12 protein-coding genes are annotated in these 15,116 nt (G+C 67.5%); 3 read left to right on the top strand and 9 right to left on the bottom strand.

Annotation, left to right across the window (positions count from 1 at the left end; translation table 11 throughout):
* Position 1: 1 nt before the first annotated feature.
* Complete coding sequence (locus ACJ512_RS20555) at positions 2 to 1,243, bottom strand: sodium-dependent bicarbonate transport family permease (protein WP_407685313.1); 1,242 nt, start codon at positions 1,241 to 1,243, stop codon at positions 2 to 4.
* 374 nt (positions 1,244 to 1,617) lie between these two features.
* On the opposite strand from ACJ512_RS20555, the gene ACJ512_RS20550 reads away from it, so the two are divergent.
* Both ACJ512_RS20550 and ACJ512_RS20545 read left to right on the top strand, forming a co-directional pair.
* Entirely contained in the window at positions 1,618 to 2,970 is a 1,353-nt protein-coding gene (locus ACJ512_RS20550) for a salicylate synthase (RefSeq protein WP_407685312.1), read from the top strand.
* Between the two features lie 147 nt (positions 2,971 to 3,117).
* Positions 3,118 to 4,134 (top strand): acyl-ACP desaturase, encoded by a 1,017-nt coding sequence (locus ACJ512_RS20545; RefSeq protein ID WP_407685338.1) that lies wholly within the window; start codon positions 3,118 to 3,120, stop codon positions 4,132 to 4,134.
* Here the strand turns inward: ACJ512_RS20545 and ACJ512_RS20540 are convergent.
* The 8 genes from ACJ512_RS20540 to ACJ512_RS20505 form a co-directional block, all read right to left on the bottom strand.
* Positions 4,121 to 5,053 carry a MerR family transcriptional regulator gene (locus tag ACJ512_RS20540; protein ID WP_407685311.1) on the bottom strand — a complete coding sequence of 311 codons (933 nt, stop codon included), beginning with the start codon at positions 5,051 to 5,053 and terminating at the stop codon, positions 4,121 to 4,123. The genes ACJ512_RS20545 and ACJ512_RS20540 overlap by 14 nt on opposite strands.
* Positions 5,054 to 5,067: 14 nt before the next feature.
* Positions 5,068 to 6,558, bottom strand: a complete 1,491-nt coding sequence (locus tag ACJ512_RS20535) for a flavin-containing monooxygenase (RefSeq protein ID WP_407685310.1) — start codon at positions 6,556 to 6,558, stop codon at positions 5,068 to 5,070.
* Positions 6,559 to 6,560: 2 nt separating this feature from the next.
* Positions 6,561 to 7,481, bottom strand: a complete 921-nt coding sequence (locus ACJ512_RS20530; protein WP_407685309.1) for a ferritin-like domain-containing protein — start codon at positions 7,479 to 7,481, stop codon at positions 6,561 to 6,563.
* Positions 7,482 to 7,496: 15 nt separating this feature from the next.
* Complete coding sequence (locus ACJ512_RS20525) at positions 7,497 to 8,363, bottom strand: SDR family NAD(P)-dependent oxidoreductase (RefSeq protein ID WP_407685308.1); 867 nt, start codon at positions 8,361 to 8,363, stop codon at positions 7,497 to 7,499.
* Between the two features lie 156 nt (positions 8,364 to 8,519).
* Entirely contained in the window at positions 8,520 to 9,614 is a 1,095-nt protein-coding gene (locus ACJ512_RS20520; protein ID WP_407685307.1) for an NADH:flavin oxidoreductase, read from the bottom strand.
* 29 nt (positions 9,615 to 9,643) lie between these two features.
* Entirely contained in the window at positions 9,644 to 12,505 is a 2,862-nt protein-coding gene (locus ACJ512_RS20515) for an MMPL/RND family transporter (RefSeq protein ID WP_407685306.1), read from the bottom strand.
* Positions 12,502 to 12,900 (bottom strand): MmpS family transport accessory protein, encoded by a 399-nt coding sequence (locus ACJ512_RS20510; protein ID WP_407685337.1) that lies wholly within the window; start codon positions 12,898 to 12,900, stop codon positions 12,502 to 12,504. Before ACJ512_RS20510 ends, ACJ512_RS20515 begins: the two co-directional genes overlap by 4 nt.
* 192 nt (positions 12,901 to 13,092) lie before the next feature.
* On the bottom strand, positions 13,093 to 13,509 hold the full coding sequence (locus tag ACJ512_RS20505) for a hypothetical protein (RefSeq protein WP_407685305.1): 417 nt from the start codon (positions 13,507 to 13,509) through the stop codon (positions 13,093 to 13,095).
* A gap of 138 nt (positions 13,510 to 13,647) precedes the next feature.
* Between ACJ512_RS20505 and ACJ512_RS20500 the strand changes: the two genes are divergently transcribed.
* The gene (locus tag ACJ512_RS20500; protein ID WP_407685304.1) at positions 13,648 to 15,087 is read left to right on the top strand and encodes an FAD-binding oxidoreductase; all 1,440 of its coding nucleotides are present in this window, start codon (positions 13,648 to 13,650) and stop codon (positions 15,085 to 15,087) included.
* Positions 15,088 to 15,116: the final 29 nt, after the last annotated feature.

Raw genomic sequence — 15,116 nt, 5'->3', positions numbered from 1 at the left:
CTCAGGTGCCCGGGAACCAGTGCCCGACGAGGTGGGCGATCTCGATGTACAGCGGGATGCCGATCGTGACGTTGTAGGAGAACGTCAGGCCCAGCGATGCGGCCAGCGGCAGGGTCGGGCTGGCCTCGGGGATGGCCAGCCGCTGGACGGCCGGCACGGCGATGTAGGACGCGGCACCGCACAGCACCGCGAACAGCACATAGGTCCCCGGCTTGAAGTCGGTGTGGGTCAGGTAGGCGTACAGGTGGGCGACGACGATTCCCAGCGGCGCAAAAATGTTCGGCGCCAGCAGGCCGAAGATGATGAAGCCGCGCCCGGCCGACCTGAGGTCCTTCAATTTGCGGGAGGCCGTCATGCCCATCTCCAGCAGGAACAGGCACAGCACCCCCTGGAACGCCAGCACGAAGAACCTGTCGTCGTCGGCCACGACCTTCTGGCCCTGCAATCCACTGACGAGGCCGATGATGATGCCGCCGAAGAGCAGGACGAGGCCCGGGTTGAGGAAGACTTCCTGGAACAGTTCGCGGGTGAACAGGGAGGACCTCTTGCCGGCCGGCAGCGGCTCGCCCAGGTCCAGATCCTCGGGATGGTCCGACTTCTCCAACGAAAATTCGATCTCCTGCTCGACACCGCGCTCGTGTTCGGCCTGCAGGCTGCGGCCGTCGGCGGGCCGCGCCGGCGTCCCCGGGCCGATGCCGGCCCTGACCGGGGCGGTGTAGCCGGCCTCCTCGGGCATGTACCCGTCCGCGTCCATGCCCCGGTGCCGCAGCCGCGCCACCAGGTACAGGGCCACCAGGCAGCCGGGAATCTCCATCACGGCCAGCATGACCGGCATGTAGGCGTTGAACGCGATACCGACCGACGCCAGCACGGCCACGCATGTCGCGAAGGTGCCGGCCGAGTCTGACGCGTAGTAGCCGGCGACGGTCGCCTTGTCGACCCGTCGCATCGAGCTCAGCAAATTCAGCAAACCGTAGGCCAGCACGCCGATCAGGAAGTTCGTCACGAACCCCAACACCATGAACCCGACGATGGCCCCGACGCTGGAGGCGCCGATCTGGGCCAGTTCCTCACCGCCGTGCCAGCCGATGGCCAGCAGCAGATACATGGTCAGGCCCTGGTAGATCACGTAGGGGAACTCGAACCGCACCTTCAGGATCGGGATCAGGAACCCGAAGTAGAAGAACAGCAGCAGCGGCTTGAACAGGTTGTGGGTGAAGTTGTTCCAGAACTCTTGCAGCATGAAGCCTCCCGTGAAACGTGAATGATCAGAGGAAGCACCGTCCGCAAGCGAGCAAACCACGAACATCCCGACAGATCGTGAAGAATGTAGCCCCGCCGGTGTCAAACCGCCACTCGTGGAGGCCGCGGCGCGATGCCGCCGAATTCCCGCTTCCGGAACGGCTTTTGGTCGGGCAAACCAACGGTCACAGGCGTGCGGAGGAAGATTCGCGACCGCGGAGGATAGTGGCAATCCGGGTGTGAATGAGCTGAGAGTTTCCTGGGGGTCTGGTGCATGGGCTGCCGGGGCCGGAGAAAGGGCCCGCTGTTGCGCGGTGCCGCGCCGGCGGGGGCGGGTGGCGCGCGCTTGGATAGGTTAGGCTACATTTACTAATTGTGACCGAGGTCGGCGTCGAGACGAGTCCCGCGGACTGCGCTTCATCGCCGATTCCGCTCCCCGCGCACATCGACCCCGGTGACCTCGCCGCCGAACTCGCCGCGGCGCTGTCGGAGCGGACCGGCGAGGAGTACCTGCTCTACGAACGCGCCGGCGAGTGGGTGCTGGCCAGCGGTGTGCGGGCGATGATCGAGCTGGACTCCGACGAGTTGCGGGTGACCCGCGACGGGCTGACCCGGCGTCGCCAATGGTCCGGACGCCCGGGGCCCGTCCTGGGCGGGGCCGTCGACCGACTGCTGCTGGAGACCGATCAGCTGTTCGGTTGGGTCGCCTTCGAGTTCGGCGTGTACCGCTACGGGCTGGGCGAGCGGCTGGCCCCGCACACCCCGCTGGCCCGGCTGTTCTGGCCCCGCACCCGCATCGCGGTGACCCGCGGCGAGGTCCGTCTCGCCGGCGCGGAGCCCGGCCACCGCGACGCGGTGCTGCGACTGCTCGGCGACGGGGTGCCCGACGTCCGCGGCGCCCGCGGCATCGACGTGGGCGCCGATTCGTCGGGATACCGCGATCGGGTGGCGGTCGCCGTCGGGGAGATCGCCGCGGCGCGCTACCACAAGGTGATCCTGTCCCGCTGCGTGGAAGTGCCCTTCGCGCTGGACTTTCCGGCCAGCTATCGGCTGGGCCGCCGGCACAACACTCCGGTGCGGTCGTTCCTGTTGCGGCTGGCCGGGATTCGGGCGCTGGGGTACAGCCCCGAGCTCGTCGCCGCCGTCTACGCGGACGGCGCGGTGGTCACCGAGCCGCTGGCCGGGACGCGCGCGTTCGGCCGGGGCGCGGCCCATGACCGCCGGGCCCGCGCCGATCTGGAGTCGAACTCCAAAGAGATCGTGGAGCATGCCATTTCGGTGCGCAGCTCGCTGCAGGAGATGACCGAGATCGCCGAGCCGGGCACCGCGTCGGTCACCGATTTCATGACGGTGCGCGAACGGGGGAGCGTCCAGCACCTCGGCTCGACGATCACCGCGCGCCTGGGCTCCTCGAGCGACCGGATGGACGCGCTGGAGGCGCTCTTCCCGGCGGTCACCGCGTCGGGCATTCCCAAGGCGGCCGGGGTCGAGGCCATCCTGCGCCTCGACGGCGCCCCGCGCGGCCTGTATTCCGGTGCCGTCGTGACCGTTTCGGCGGACGGGGGCCTGGACGCGGCTTTGACGCTGCGGGCCGCCTACGAGCGCGACGGCACGACCTGGCTGCGGGCCGGTGCGGGGATCATCGGGGAGTCCGACCCCGAGCGCGAATTCGAGGAGACCTGCGAGAAGCTGTTCACCCTCGCGCCCTATCTGGTCCCCGCTCGGTAGCGTCGCGCCGGCGGCGTGACCTGCTTGTGACGCCCGTAGGGACCAAAGACCCTTTTTAATCGTGCCCCGGCGTGGCTTTCTTGATGTAACCGTTTGACACAGATACATTGCGCGTTATTGGCATCAACAGATAACTGGGAGGGCTTTGTGTCCGAGGGCATGACCGATATGCAGCTACTTCACGAGCTCGAGCCCGTGGCCGAGAAACTGCTCAACCGGCATCTCGAGAAGTTCAAGGAATGGAACCCCCACGACTACGTCCCGTGGTCGGACGGCAAGAACTTCTACGCGCTCGACGGCCAGGACTGGGAGCCCGGCCAGAGCCGGCTTTCCGACGTGGCGCAGGTGGCGATCGTGCAAAACCTGCTGACCGAGGACAATTTGCCCTCGTATCACCGCGAGATCGCGATGAACTTCACCATGGACGGCCCGTGGGGGCAGTGGGTGAACCGGTGGACCGCCGAGGAGGCCAGGCACAGCACCGCGCTGCGCGACTACCTGGTGGTCACCCGCGCCGTCGACCCGGTCGAGCTGGAGAAGCTGCGCCTCGAGCAAATGACCCGCGGCTTCAGCCCGGGCCAGAATCGCCAGGGCGACATGTTCGCTGAGAGCATCTTCGACTCGGTCATGTACGTCTCGTTCCAGGAGCTGGCCACGCGGGTCTCGCACCGCAACACCGGCAAGGTGGCCGGCGACCCGATCGCCGAGCAGCTGATGGCCAGGGTGTCCCACGACGAGAACCTGCACATGATCTTCTACCGGGATGTCAGCGCCGCGGGCCTGGACATCGCCCCGAACCAGGCCATCCGGTCGGTGCACAAGATTCTGCGCAACTTCAAGATGCCCGGCTTCACGGTGCCGGAGTTCCGGCGCAAGGCCGTGATCATCGCCGTCGGCGGCGTCTACGACCCGCGCATCCATCTCGAGGAGGTGGTGATGCCGGTGCTGAAGAAGTGGCGCATCTTCGAGCGCGAGGACTTCACCGGCGAGGCGGCCTGGATGCGCGACGACCTGGGCCTGCTGGTCAAGGAGCTCGAGGAGGCCGGCGCCAAGTTCGACGAGTCCAAGCAGCGCTACCTGGAGCGCGAGGCCCGCAGGACCGAGAAGATCACCGCCAGTAAGGTGCTCAAAACTCAAGGGACGCTGACGCTCAGCGGGCACTAGCCTTCGGCTCGGCTTCGGTGGACCGTTCGAGGTAGTCGGCGAGGATGCGGCTGACCAACGACTCGATGTTGGATTCGATCGACGCCGCCAGCGTCGCGGTCACGGTCGCGACCGCCTGGCTGCGGAACCGGATCAGCATGGTGATCAGTTCGGCGATCTCGGCGTCGGCCGGCAGCGGCTGGCCCGGCTTGATGCGGTCCATCACGTGCTCGGCGCCGGCGCGCACCAGCATGTCGCTGACCTTGTCGATCTCGGGCACGATCTGCTCGTGCAGGTCGATCAGCTTGTCCAGTCCGACGCCGTAGCCGCGGATCTCGTTGAACGCCTCGATCAGTTTGGGCCGGGTGACGGTCGCCTGCGCGCCGTCGACGCGGACCACCTGCAGTGCGACCAGCCGCTCGAACGCTCCCGAATCACCAACCAGCCGTTGGGCTTCGGCGAGCGGCATGGTCTGCGGCTTCTCGGTGGCCCAGGTGCCCACGATGGCGGTCTCCAGCCCGAGCACGTCGCCGAGGCTCTTGCCGTCTTCCCACGCGCTGAGCATCTCCCGCACGTGGGCGATGTTGTAGCCGCGGTCGAGCATCGAGGTGATCAGGCGTAGCCGGGTCAGGTGGGTGTCGTTGTAGAGGGCGATGCGGCCGACCCGCAGCGGCGGCGGCAGCAGTCCGCGGTCGCGGTAGACCCGGATGTTGCGGGTCGTGGTGCCGGCCAGCCGGGCCAGGTCCTCGATGCGGTACTCGCCGGGCGCCGCGATCCCGTGCGGGTGGCGCGCGGCCACGTCGAACAGCTGTGTCACCGCCGACTCCAGGACTTGGCGGTATTCGCGCGACTGGCGCCGCACCCGTTTGGGTGCGCGCCGCAGGTTGTGCAGCACGCTGCCGATGGTGCCGGGCTCGGGTCGCGGTCGGTCGGTGGCCATGCGGGCGCCCGGTATCAGGCCGGCGACGCGACGCGCGCGCGGGTGTGGCGCGCGATCGCGTCGTAGTCCTCGATGCGGAAATCCCTCATCTGGCGAAGATACTGCGTGGCGAACCCGGGATACATCGAGGCGTTGAATCCGTCGTCGGTGAGATACCAGCTGCGGCATCCCGACATCCAGGTGGTCTTGGCGAGTCGGCGCTGCAGGGTTTGGTTGTGGCGGAGCTGGGCGTCCGCGCGCACGTCGAGGTAGCGCAGGCCGTCGTCGAGGATGGCGGTGATGGCGCGCACTGCGTAGTCGAGTTGGCCTTCGATGTAGACCAGCAGCGAGTTGTGTCCGGGTCCGGAGTTGGGGCCCGTCATGAAGTACAGGTTCGGAAAGCCGTGAGCGCTGATGCTCTTGTAGGCCTGCGCGCCACCGGCCCATTCGGTGGCCAGGGACCGGCCGCCCAGCCCGGTGACCTCGAATGGCGGCCCGGTCAGGTGGACGTCGTAGCCGGTCGCGAACACGATGCAGTCCAGGTGGTGCTCGATGCCGTCGCTGGTGCGGATGCCGGCCGGGCTCAGCGTGGCGATGGGCCAGTCGAGGAGTTTGCAGTTGTCGCGCTGCAGGGCGGGGTAATAGTCGCTGGAGACGAGCATCCGCTTGCAGCCGGGCCGGAAATCCGGGGTCAGCTGGCGGCGCAGCCACGGATCTTTGACCTGGGTGCGTAGGTGTGCGCGCCCGAGCCGCGCGACCAGCGACGTCAGCGGTGTGTTCCACACCAGCGCGGTGGCGCTGGCCTCGTGGCCCCAGAACAGGGCCTGGCGCGCAAGCTGTTGGATGGCAGGAACTTTGGCGAACAACGCTTGCAGGGCCGGCGGCGTGGGAACGTCCAGGCGGGGCAGTACCCAGCACGGGGTGCGCTGGAAGACCTTCACGAACTCGGCCTGCCGCACGAGTTCGGGGATGATCTGGACGGCGCTGGCGCCGGTGCCGACGACGGCGACCCGCTTGCCGGTGAAGTCGTAGGCGTGGTCCCAGCGGGCGCTGTGGATCTTGTGCCCCCGGTAGCTGTCCAGCCCCCGGATGGCCGGGAAGCTGGCGTCGGACAGCGGGCCGGAGGCCAGCACCGCCGTGCGGGCGCGGAACTGCTTGTGGTCCTTGGTCGTCGCGGTCCACACACCGGTGTCCTCGTCGAAGGCCAGCCCGCTGACCTCGGTGCCGAATCGGATGCGGCGACGCAGGTCGTATCCGGTCGCCATGTCCTCGAGATGGCGGCGGATCTCCGGGGCGGGCGAGTACGTCCGCGACCACGCGGGGTTGGGGACGAACGAGTAGGAGTACAGCAGCGAGGGGATGTCGCAGCTCGCGCCCGGATACGTGGTGTCGCGCCAGGTTCCGCCGACGCCGTCGGCGCGCTCGAGGATCACGATGTCGTCAATCCCCGACTCCGCCAGACGAATTGCCGCACCGAGACCGGTGAAGCCGGCACCGACGATCAGCACTGCGTGGGCATCGGTCATGCTCACGCCGCCGGCCGGTAGGTGAGTTCCTTGAACCAGCTGGGCACCGGCCGCAGCAGATGTCTGGGGTAGCGGTCCGACAGCCACACCATGGAACCGGCCAGGATCTGGTAGGGGTGTCGCGGGTTGACCACCATCGCGGCGTGCCGCTTGAGCAGTTGATAGGTGGGCACGCGCCAGGTGTGTTCGCCGCGCTCGCCGAGTTGCTTGAAACGGTTGACGGCGTTGTTCAGCCGCTCCGGTTCCAGTCCCATTCCGGCCATTTCGCCGTAGATGCGCTTGAGCAGGGGGACGTACATGAGCATGCCGATGATCAGGCCGGGTGAGGCGACTCGGCCGACCAGTTCGATGGCAAGCCGGCGCGTCTTGGCATGCCCGATCAGGTCGAGCACCTCGAAATCCACGGCGATGTGCCGGGATTCGTCGTTGTTGATCTTCTCGAACACCTGATGGCACACCGGGTCCTGAACCGTGTCCAGCAGGAACTTGAGCAGCGCGCCGTCCAGGGCGACCTCGAGCATGGGGATGACGGTGCCCAGGACGGACAGCGGCATGCTGTCGGCGAACGAGTCCAGCCACTCGATCGCCAGCCGGATGTTGACGTTCGGCTCGGGCAGTTCGCCGTCGTCGAGCATGCCCCAGCGCTTCATCAGCGCCATCTCGGCGTTGGCGTGGCGTTGCTCCTCGGCGTGGAAGTACCGGTAGATCTCGGCCAGGGTCGGGTCGGGCGCCTTTCTGGCCAGCGCGGCGAAGCCGCGGGCACCCACGTTCTCGATCCAGCACAGGTCGGCCATGAACGCCTTCAGTTTGGGGCGGAACTCGGGACGGATGGTTTCGGCGCCGGGGCCGTCCCAGTCGATGTCGGCCAGCGCCCACTGGCGGTCCTTGATCTTGGCGAGCATGGCTTCCATGTCGATGGCCACGGGGTCCCCTCCTGTTCAGTGCATGTTCAGCCGGGACAGCAGCCCGGCTGCGCGCGTGTAATACTGTGGCGCCAGCCTTTTGACCGTCCACCCGATTTTGGCGTCCAGCTGCGGCATGCAGTACAGCTCGCCGCGGTCGTGGGCGTCCAGGCAGGCTCGGGCCACCTTGTCGGGCGCCAGCCCGGTCCAGCGCATCAATCTGTTGGCGAGCTCGCTGGATTCGGCGCTGATCCGGCCGGATTCGACGACGTTGGTCTTGACGAACGTCGGGCAGAGCACCGTGACGTTGATGCCGGTCCCGGACAACTCGGCTGCCAGGGTCTCCGACAGCGACAGCACTCCCGCCTTGCTGACGTTGTAGGCCGCCATGCCGGGGGCCGCGCCGAACGCCGCCGCCGAGGCGACGTTGATGATCCCGCGTGGAGCCGGTGCTGGCCCGGCGTCGCGCAGGATCGGGGTGAACACGTGGCAGCCGTGGATGGGCCCCCACAGGTTGATCCCCAGGGTCCACACCCAATCGTCCAGGGACACATCGCCGATCGCCGCGCCGCCGGCCCCGACACCGGCGTTGTTGATCACCAGGGTCGGCGGTCCACCGAACCATTCCCGCGACCGCTCGGCCAGCGCCTCGACGTCGTCGATCTTCGACACGTCGCAGCGGACCGCGGTGGCCTTCGCGCCACGCTCCGCGATGGCGTCGGCGGTGCGGTGGGCGGCGGATTCGTCGATGTCGCTGCAGACGACCGTGCCGCCGCGGCGGCCGAGTTCGGCGGCGAAGGCCGCACCGATCCCGCTGCCGGCACCGGTGATCACCGCCAATGCGCCGTGGCTGGTGCGCTTGCGCGGCCCGAAGATCCTCGGCACCGGAAGGCCACTCGCCATGGACGGAGTCAACTGCAAATGGTGACATTAGTCAATGGCAGCTTTTGGGCGGCGCGGCGTGTCTGACCCTGCGGGCTGTCATGCTTGCCGCCGATATCGGTTTCGGCGGCACGCTCTTCATCGGCGCGACCCTCGAGAGGGCCACGACATGACCCGTCAGGTCAGGGCGGCCAGCGCCGTCGCCGGGTCGTAGCCGGTGAACCCGTCGAGCTCGCCGTCGCGCAGGCGATTCACCCAGCCCGGGTCGGCGAGCAGCGCGCGCCCGATCGCCGCGATGTCGAACTCGCCGGCTTCGAACTGCTCGACCAGGCGGTCGACCGGCGCGGGCTGGATCACCTGGCCCCGCTTCTCGCTGCGGAACTGCGTTTCCAGGCCGACGGAACCGACGGCGATGACCGGGAGCCCGGTGACCTTCTTGGCCCACCCGGCAAGGCTCAGCTCGCCGTCGTAATCGGGGAACGCGGGCACGTAATGCCTGCGCGTGGAGGGGTGGAGCATGTCCACCCCGGCCTCGACCAGCGGGGAGAGCAACTCCTGCAGCTGCGTGGGGTCGTCGGCGATCGTGGCCGTGTAGTCGGTGCCCTTCCACTGCGAGAAGCGGAAGGTGATCGGATAGTCCGGGCCGACGGCGGCACGGACCGCGGCGACGACCTCCGCGGGGAAGCGGGTGCGCGCCGACAGTGACCCGCCGTACCCGTCGGTCCGCAGATTGGTTCGCTCCCAGAAGAATTGGTCGAGCAGATAGCCGTGGGCGCCGTGGATCTCGACGGCGTCGAAGCCGAGGTCCCGCGCGGTGGCCGCGCTCTCGGCGTACAGCCGTGCGACCCGCGGCAGCTCGTCGGTCCCGAGCGCCCGGCCCTTCGGCTTGCCGAGCCCGTCGACGCCCGACGGGCTGACCGGCACCACGCCGTCGGTGTCGTCGCGCTGGGCGCCCTGGTGCCACAGCTGGGCGGCGATCGTGGCGCCCTCGCCGTGGACGGCGTCGACGACGCGCCGCCACCCGGCCCGGACGTCGTCGCCGGCGAGCGCCGGGATGGAGTACGGGTAGCCCGCGGCCGGGTCGGGCAGCCGGATCCCCTCGGTGATGATCAGCCCGACCCCACCGGCGGCGCGGCGCCGGTAGTACTCGGCGACGTCGGCGCCCGGGATCCCGCCCGGTGAGGCCTGGCGGGTCATCGGCGCCATCGCGAACCGGTTCGGCACGGTCAGCGAGCGCACGGTCAACGGCTGAAAAAGTCCACGTTCTGCCATGATCCGCTCCAACGCGTCTCTCGGCGCGCCTATTCCGCTGCCGGGGGACCGACCGGCAGGGGTTGGCGTTGCCGTGCCGGACGGGTACGCACCAGCGTCGGCCACCAGAACCACGGGCCGAGCAGCCTGACGATGCACGGCACGACGAACGACCGCACGATCAGCGTGTCGAGCAGCAGGCCGATGCACACGGTGGATCCCACCTGGCCGATGGTGCGCAGATCGCTGGTGAGCATCGCCAGCATGGTGAACGCGAACACCAGGCCCGCCGACGTCACCACACCGCCGGTGCTGCCGAGCGCGCGGATGAGACCGGTGTTCAGGCCGGCGCCGATCTCCTCTTTGACTCGGACGATCAGCAGCAGGTTGTAGTCCGAGCCCACCGCCACCAGGATGATGAACGTCAGCGGCAGCACCAGCCAGTGCAGGTGCAGCCCGATGAGGTGCTGCCAGACCAGTATGGAGAGCCCGAAGGCCCCGGCGTAGGAGAACGCCACCGTGCCGGGAATGACCAAGGCCGCCACCAGGCTTCGGGTGAGGAACATCATGATCAGAAAGATCAGGATGAACGCGGCGATTGCCGCGATCATCAGATCGGATGTGGCGTATTCCTTGATGTCTTTGTCGTTGGACCCCGAACCGCCGATGTAGACGCGGGCGCCGGCCAACGAGGTCTCCTTGAGGACCGTGGTGATGGCCGTCGGAAACTTCTCCACATGCTGGATGCCTTCGGGGCCCATCGCGTTGCCCTCGTGGGTGACGATGAACCGCGCGGCCTTGCCGTCCGGCGACATCATGAGCTTCATCCCGGTCTTGACGTCTTCGTTGTCGAACGCCTCGTGGGGGATGTAGAAGTAGTCGTCGCTGCGGGCGCGGTCGAAGTCGTTACCGACGTTGATCATGTCGTCGAACGTCTGGCTGGTTTGCAGCGACTGAAGATCTGCCGAGCCGTAACTGTTGAGGATCTTCGACCGCAGGGCCTCGGTGTCGTCGGCCGTGGCTTTGAGCTGGGCGATGATCTGCGGGAAGGCTTTGTCCACCTCTTCGAGCGAGAGTTTGGCTTTCCCGATGTCTTCGGCCAACTTGTCGATGTTGTCGAGTGCTTGGAACAGCGACCTGAACGTCCAGCAGATGGGAATGTCGAAACAGTGTCGCTCCCAATAGAAATAGCTCTTGACCGGTCGGAAGAAGTCGTCGACGTTTGCGGTTTCCTGATTCAACTCGTCGCTGATCCTCTGCAGATCCTCGACGGTGAGCACTGTCTGGTGCAGTTCGTCGGACACCTTCTGGAAGAAGCCGATCTCCTTGCGCAACACCGCGACAGAGTGCGCCTGGATGTCCGCCTGCTGATCGGTGTCGGAGTTCTGTTCCCTGTTGAACGGCAGCTGCTGGCCGTTGCCGCTGCCCTGGGTGGTGAACAAGTACGGAATGGTGGCGTGTTCGAGTGGCCGGCCCAGGGGCCTCGTCATGCTCTGCACCATCGCCACACCGGGCAGGCGGATCAGCGCTTTGGCGACCCGGTCGAGCGAGATGAAATCGGCGGAGTTGCGCATGTCGTGGTCGGTCTCGACCATCAGCATCTCGGAGAACAGTTTGCTCTTCGGGAAGTGCCGGTCGGCGGCGGCAAAACCCAGCTTGGCCGGCGAGTCGGACGGCTGATACTGACGGTCGTCGTAGTTCTGCCGGTAGGTGGGCACGAAGATCGCCCCGATCATGACGACGGCCGAACTGGCCGCCAGGATCGGCACCGGCCAGCGCACCACGCTGGCGGCGATGCGCCGATACAGGTGCGCCTTCGCCTTTTGCTTGGGATCGAACAGCCCGAAAAGGCTTCCGACGGTCAACAACGCCGGGCCCAGCGTCATCGCCGCCGCGATGGTGAACACCATCGTGATCGCCACCGCCGGACCCATGGTGTGGAAGTAGTTCAGCCGGGCGAATGTCAGGCAGTAACAGGCGCCCGCGATCGTGAGCCCCGAGCCGATGATGATCGGCGCCACGCCCTTGTAGGCGATGTAGAAGCTGTCCTCTCGGCTCGCGCCGGCTTGGCGCGCCTCGTGATAGCGGCCCATCAGGAAGATGCCGTAGTCGGTTCCCGCGCCCAAAGTCAGGGCGACGACGATGTTCACGGCGAACGACGAGAGTTCGATGTAGCCGAGGTGGCCGAGGGTCGCGATGACCCCCTTGGCCACCAGCATCTCGATGAGGACTCCCAGCAGGGGCACCAAGAGCACCGAGGGGGCGCGGTAGACCAGCAACAGCATCACGACGATGAGGACGATCGTGACGATCGTGACGTTGTTCAGGCTGTTGTTGGCGATGGCGAGCGTGTCGGAGGCCAGCGGCGCCGCGCCGCTGACGTAGACCTTGAGGCCCGGCGGAGGGGTGTCCTTGGCGACGATGTCACGTACGGCCTGCACGGACTGGTTGGCCTCGATCTGGCCGATGTCGCCGGCCAACCGCAGCAGCACGTAGGTGGCCTTGCCGTCGACGCTTTGCGCGCCGGCCGCGGTGAACGGTTTGCCCCACAGGTCCATCACGTATTGCACGTGCTTCTTGTCGCGCTCGAGGCGGCGCACCAGACCGTCGTAGTACTCGTGGTCGGCCACGGCCAGCGGCCGGTTGGCTTCGAACACGAGCATCGTCAGGTTGGTCGAGTCGGACTCGTGAAACTTCTCGCCGATGTGCAGCAGGGCCCGCTGTGAGGGCGCGTAGTGCGGCACCATCGGTCCGGCGAGTTCTTCTGCGACCCGTTCCACTTGGGGCATAAAGGTGTTCGTGGAGACCGCGAGCAGACCCCAGAAGAGGATGATCGGTATCGCCAACATACGAACCATCCGCGGGATGAGCGGGCGTTTGACGGGGGCGTCGGGCAGGCGGTGCTCACTCATGCCGATTTCACCCGGCATTCGACGTCCGCGTCCTCGTGGTGACTGGTCTGCTCGTCGCGCAGCACGCCGTCCACCAGCATCCGGCAGCCGACGTGACCGCCGTGAACGTGCACCGAGATGCTGCCGGAGACCACCGTGAGCGTCGTCGTCTCGGTGTGGGACCACGGCAACGTCGAGACATCCACCTGATGGGGATGGCCGTCGATGTCGATGTAGACGAGCTGTCCGCCCGTCCCGGCGGAGCCGAACACCTCGTAGGTGAGCCGTTTGGGATTGAACTGCTCGGGTGCCTGCGGTCCGTTGACGGTGATGGCCGGCGGCGGAGCGGAGAACTGATGCACCTTCCACATGCACAACGCGCCCACACCGATCGCGATGACGGTGACCAGCGGCATCCACGCCCGCGCCAGGACGGTCCTGGCCACTGACGCACGAGGAGTCACTCGACCACCTTTCGGGCTACCGTGCCTGGCCGCACGTTCTCGCCTCGGTCCCGAAGAACTGTCGGGACCGGCACGACCCATCCATGTATCAGACAGATTGACATGTGGAGCGAAGGGAGAATATCAGTTTGTGGACGTTAGCGTCTACTGCAGGCGCTTCTTCAACCGCGCGCTGGCGCGCAGCCGGATGGCGAGGTTCGTGGAGGTGAACATCGGGATCACGCCGAGGAATGTCCGTTCGGACGGCGTGGCCCCGTGCAGGTGTTCGAGGCTGCCCATCACGTAGAAGCACCCCAGCATGAACAAGGCGGCAGGGATGCAGAGCGCCATCGGCGAACCGCGGTCGGCGACGACCTGCTTGGCATAGTCCAGCTCCTCTCGCGACATCGGCTGGCCCTTGCGCACCTTGTCCAGCACCGTTTTGGCGCTGCCGATCTCTTCGCTGATCGGGAAGGTCGTCCGGTCGCCCAGGCGCTTGACGAACACGGACGCGACGGCGGCGAAGAGCAGCGCCAGCATCAGGGAGAGCAGTGTCAGACCACCCCAGAGACCCAAATCCATTGGTCGCTCCTTCACTTCGCCGTCCGCCGAGCGGGGTAACGGTTCGGGCACGTTTCAGTCGTCCCGCGTCACGTCGTACGGTACCGCGGTTTCCGTGGTTGACAATGCGGGATGTGACGCATTCGCGGGAGCCCGACGTTGGCGCGTGAATTCTCGCGGCAGACTTTTTTGCGGGCTGCCGCGGGAGCGCTGGTCGCGGGCGGTGCTTTCGGGCCGGGCCGCGCCGTCGCCGACCCGAAAGCATCTGGCTGGAGCGGTCTTTCGTCCGTGATCGGCGGGCAGGTCGTGCTGCCGGACCAGGGTCCTCAATTCGCAACGGCCAAGCAGGTTTTCAACACCAACTACAACGACGCGATGCCCGCGGCGGTCGTCGTCCCGACCTCGGCCGCCGACGTGCAGAAGGCCATGGCCTTCGCCGCGGCGCACAACCTCAAGGTCGCCCCGCGCGCGGGTGGGCACTCCTACGTGGGGGCTTCCACCGCCAACGGCACCATGGTGCTCGACCTGCGCCAGCTGCCCGGCGGGATCAACTACGACGCGGCCACCGGACACGTCACCGTGACCCCGGCGACGGACCTGTACGCGATGCACGAGGCGCTGGCCGCGGCCGGTCGCGGCGTGCCGACCGGCACCTGCCCGACGGTCGGTGCCGCGGGGCATGCCCTGGGCGGCGGACTGGGCGCCGACTCGCGGCACGCGGGCCTGCTGTGCGACCAGCTGACGTCGGCGTCGGTGGTGCTGCCCGGCGGCCAGGCGGTCACCGCGTCGGCCGCCAACAATCCCGACCTGTTCTGGGGGTTGCGCGGCGGCGGCGGCGGCAACTTCGGAGTGACCACCTCGCTGACATTCGCCACCTTCCCGACCGGGGATGTCGACGCCGTGAACCTCGATTTCCCGGCGGAGTCGCTCGCCCAGGTTCTCGTCGGTTGGCAGAACTGGCTGCGCACGGCCGACCGGAACAGCTGGGCGCTGGCCGATGCGACCGTCGACCCCATGGGCACCCACTGCCGCATCCTGGCGACCTGCCCGGCCGGATCGGGAGCCGGCGTGCAGCGCGCCATCGTCTCGGCCGTCGGCATCCAGCCGACCGGCACCCAGACGCACACGTTCAACCGCATGGATCTGGTGCGGTACCTGGCCGTCGGGAACCTCAACCCGGCACCGCTGGGCTATGTCGGTGGATCCGACGTCCTGCCCGTCGTCAACGCGGGCGCCGCGCAGGGAATCGCCGCGGCGGTCAACGCCTTTCCGCGCGCAGCGGGCCGCATGCTGGCGATCATGCACGCCCTCGACGGCGCCCTGGCGACCGTGGCCCCCGGGGCCACGGCCTTCCCGTGGCGGCGGCAATACGCGCTGGTGCAGTGGTACGTCGAAACCTCCGGGCCGCCCGCGGCGGCCACCGCCTGGCTCAACACGGCACACCAAGCGGTGCAACCATATTCGGCCGGCGGCTACGTGAACTACCTCGAGGCCAACCAGCCTGCGTCGCGGTACTTCGGCTCCAATCTGCCGCGGCTCAGCGCCGTGCGGCAGAAGTACGATCCCGGCCGGGTCATGTTCTCCGGGCTGCCCGTCTGAGCGTTCGCGCGCCTAACGGGGTTGCCGAC

The sequence above is a fragment of the Mycobacterium cajalii genome (assembly GCF_045809005.2).
Classification (GTDB): Bacteria; Actinomycetota; Actinomycetes; order Mycobacteriales; family Mycobacteriaceae; genus Mycobacterium.
Note: the sequence above shows the minus strand (reverse complement) of the source record. Positions and strands in the feature narration are given on the sequence as shown.

Bases quoted from the DNA above. Each gene is read 5' to 3' on its own strand.
- ACJ512_RS20555 (WP_407685313.1), bottom strand. From the start codon at position 1,243: ATGCTGCAAGAGTTCTGGAACAACTTCACCCACAACCTGTTCAAGCCG.
- ACJ512_RS20540 (WP_407685311.1), bottom strand. From the start codon at position 5,053: ATGGCCACCGACCGACCGCGACCCGAGCCCGGCACCATCGGCAGCGTG.
- ACJ512_RS20535 (WP_407685310.1), bottom strand. From the start codon at position 6,558: ATGACCGATGCCCACGCAGTGCTGATCGTCGGTGCCGGCTTCACCGGT.
- ACJ512_RS20525 (WP_407685308.1), bottom strand. From the start codon at position 8,363: ATGGCGAGTGGCCTTCCGGTGCCGAGGATCTTCGGGCCGCGCAAGCGC.
- ACJ512_RS20520 (WP_407685307.1), bottom strand. From the start codon at position 9,614: ATGGCAGAACGTGGACTTTTTCAGCCGTTGACCGTGCGCTCGCTGACC.
- ACJ512_RS20515 (WP_407685306.1), bottom strand. From the start codon at position 12,505: ATGAGTGAGCACCGCCTGCCCGACGCCCCCGTCAAACGCCCGCTCATC.
- ACJ512_RS20510 (WP_407685337.1), bottom strand. From the start codon at position 12,900: ATGCCGCTGGTCACCGTCATCGCGATCGGTGTGGGCGCGTTGTGCATG.
- ACJ512_RS20505 (WP_407685305.1), bottom strand. From the start codon at position 13,509: ATGGATTTGGGTCTCTGGGGTGGTCTGACACTGCTCTCCCTGATGCTG.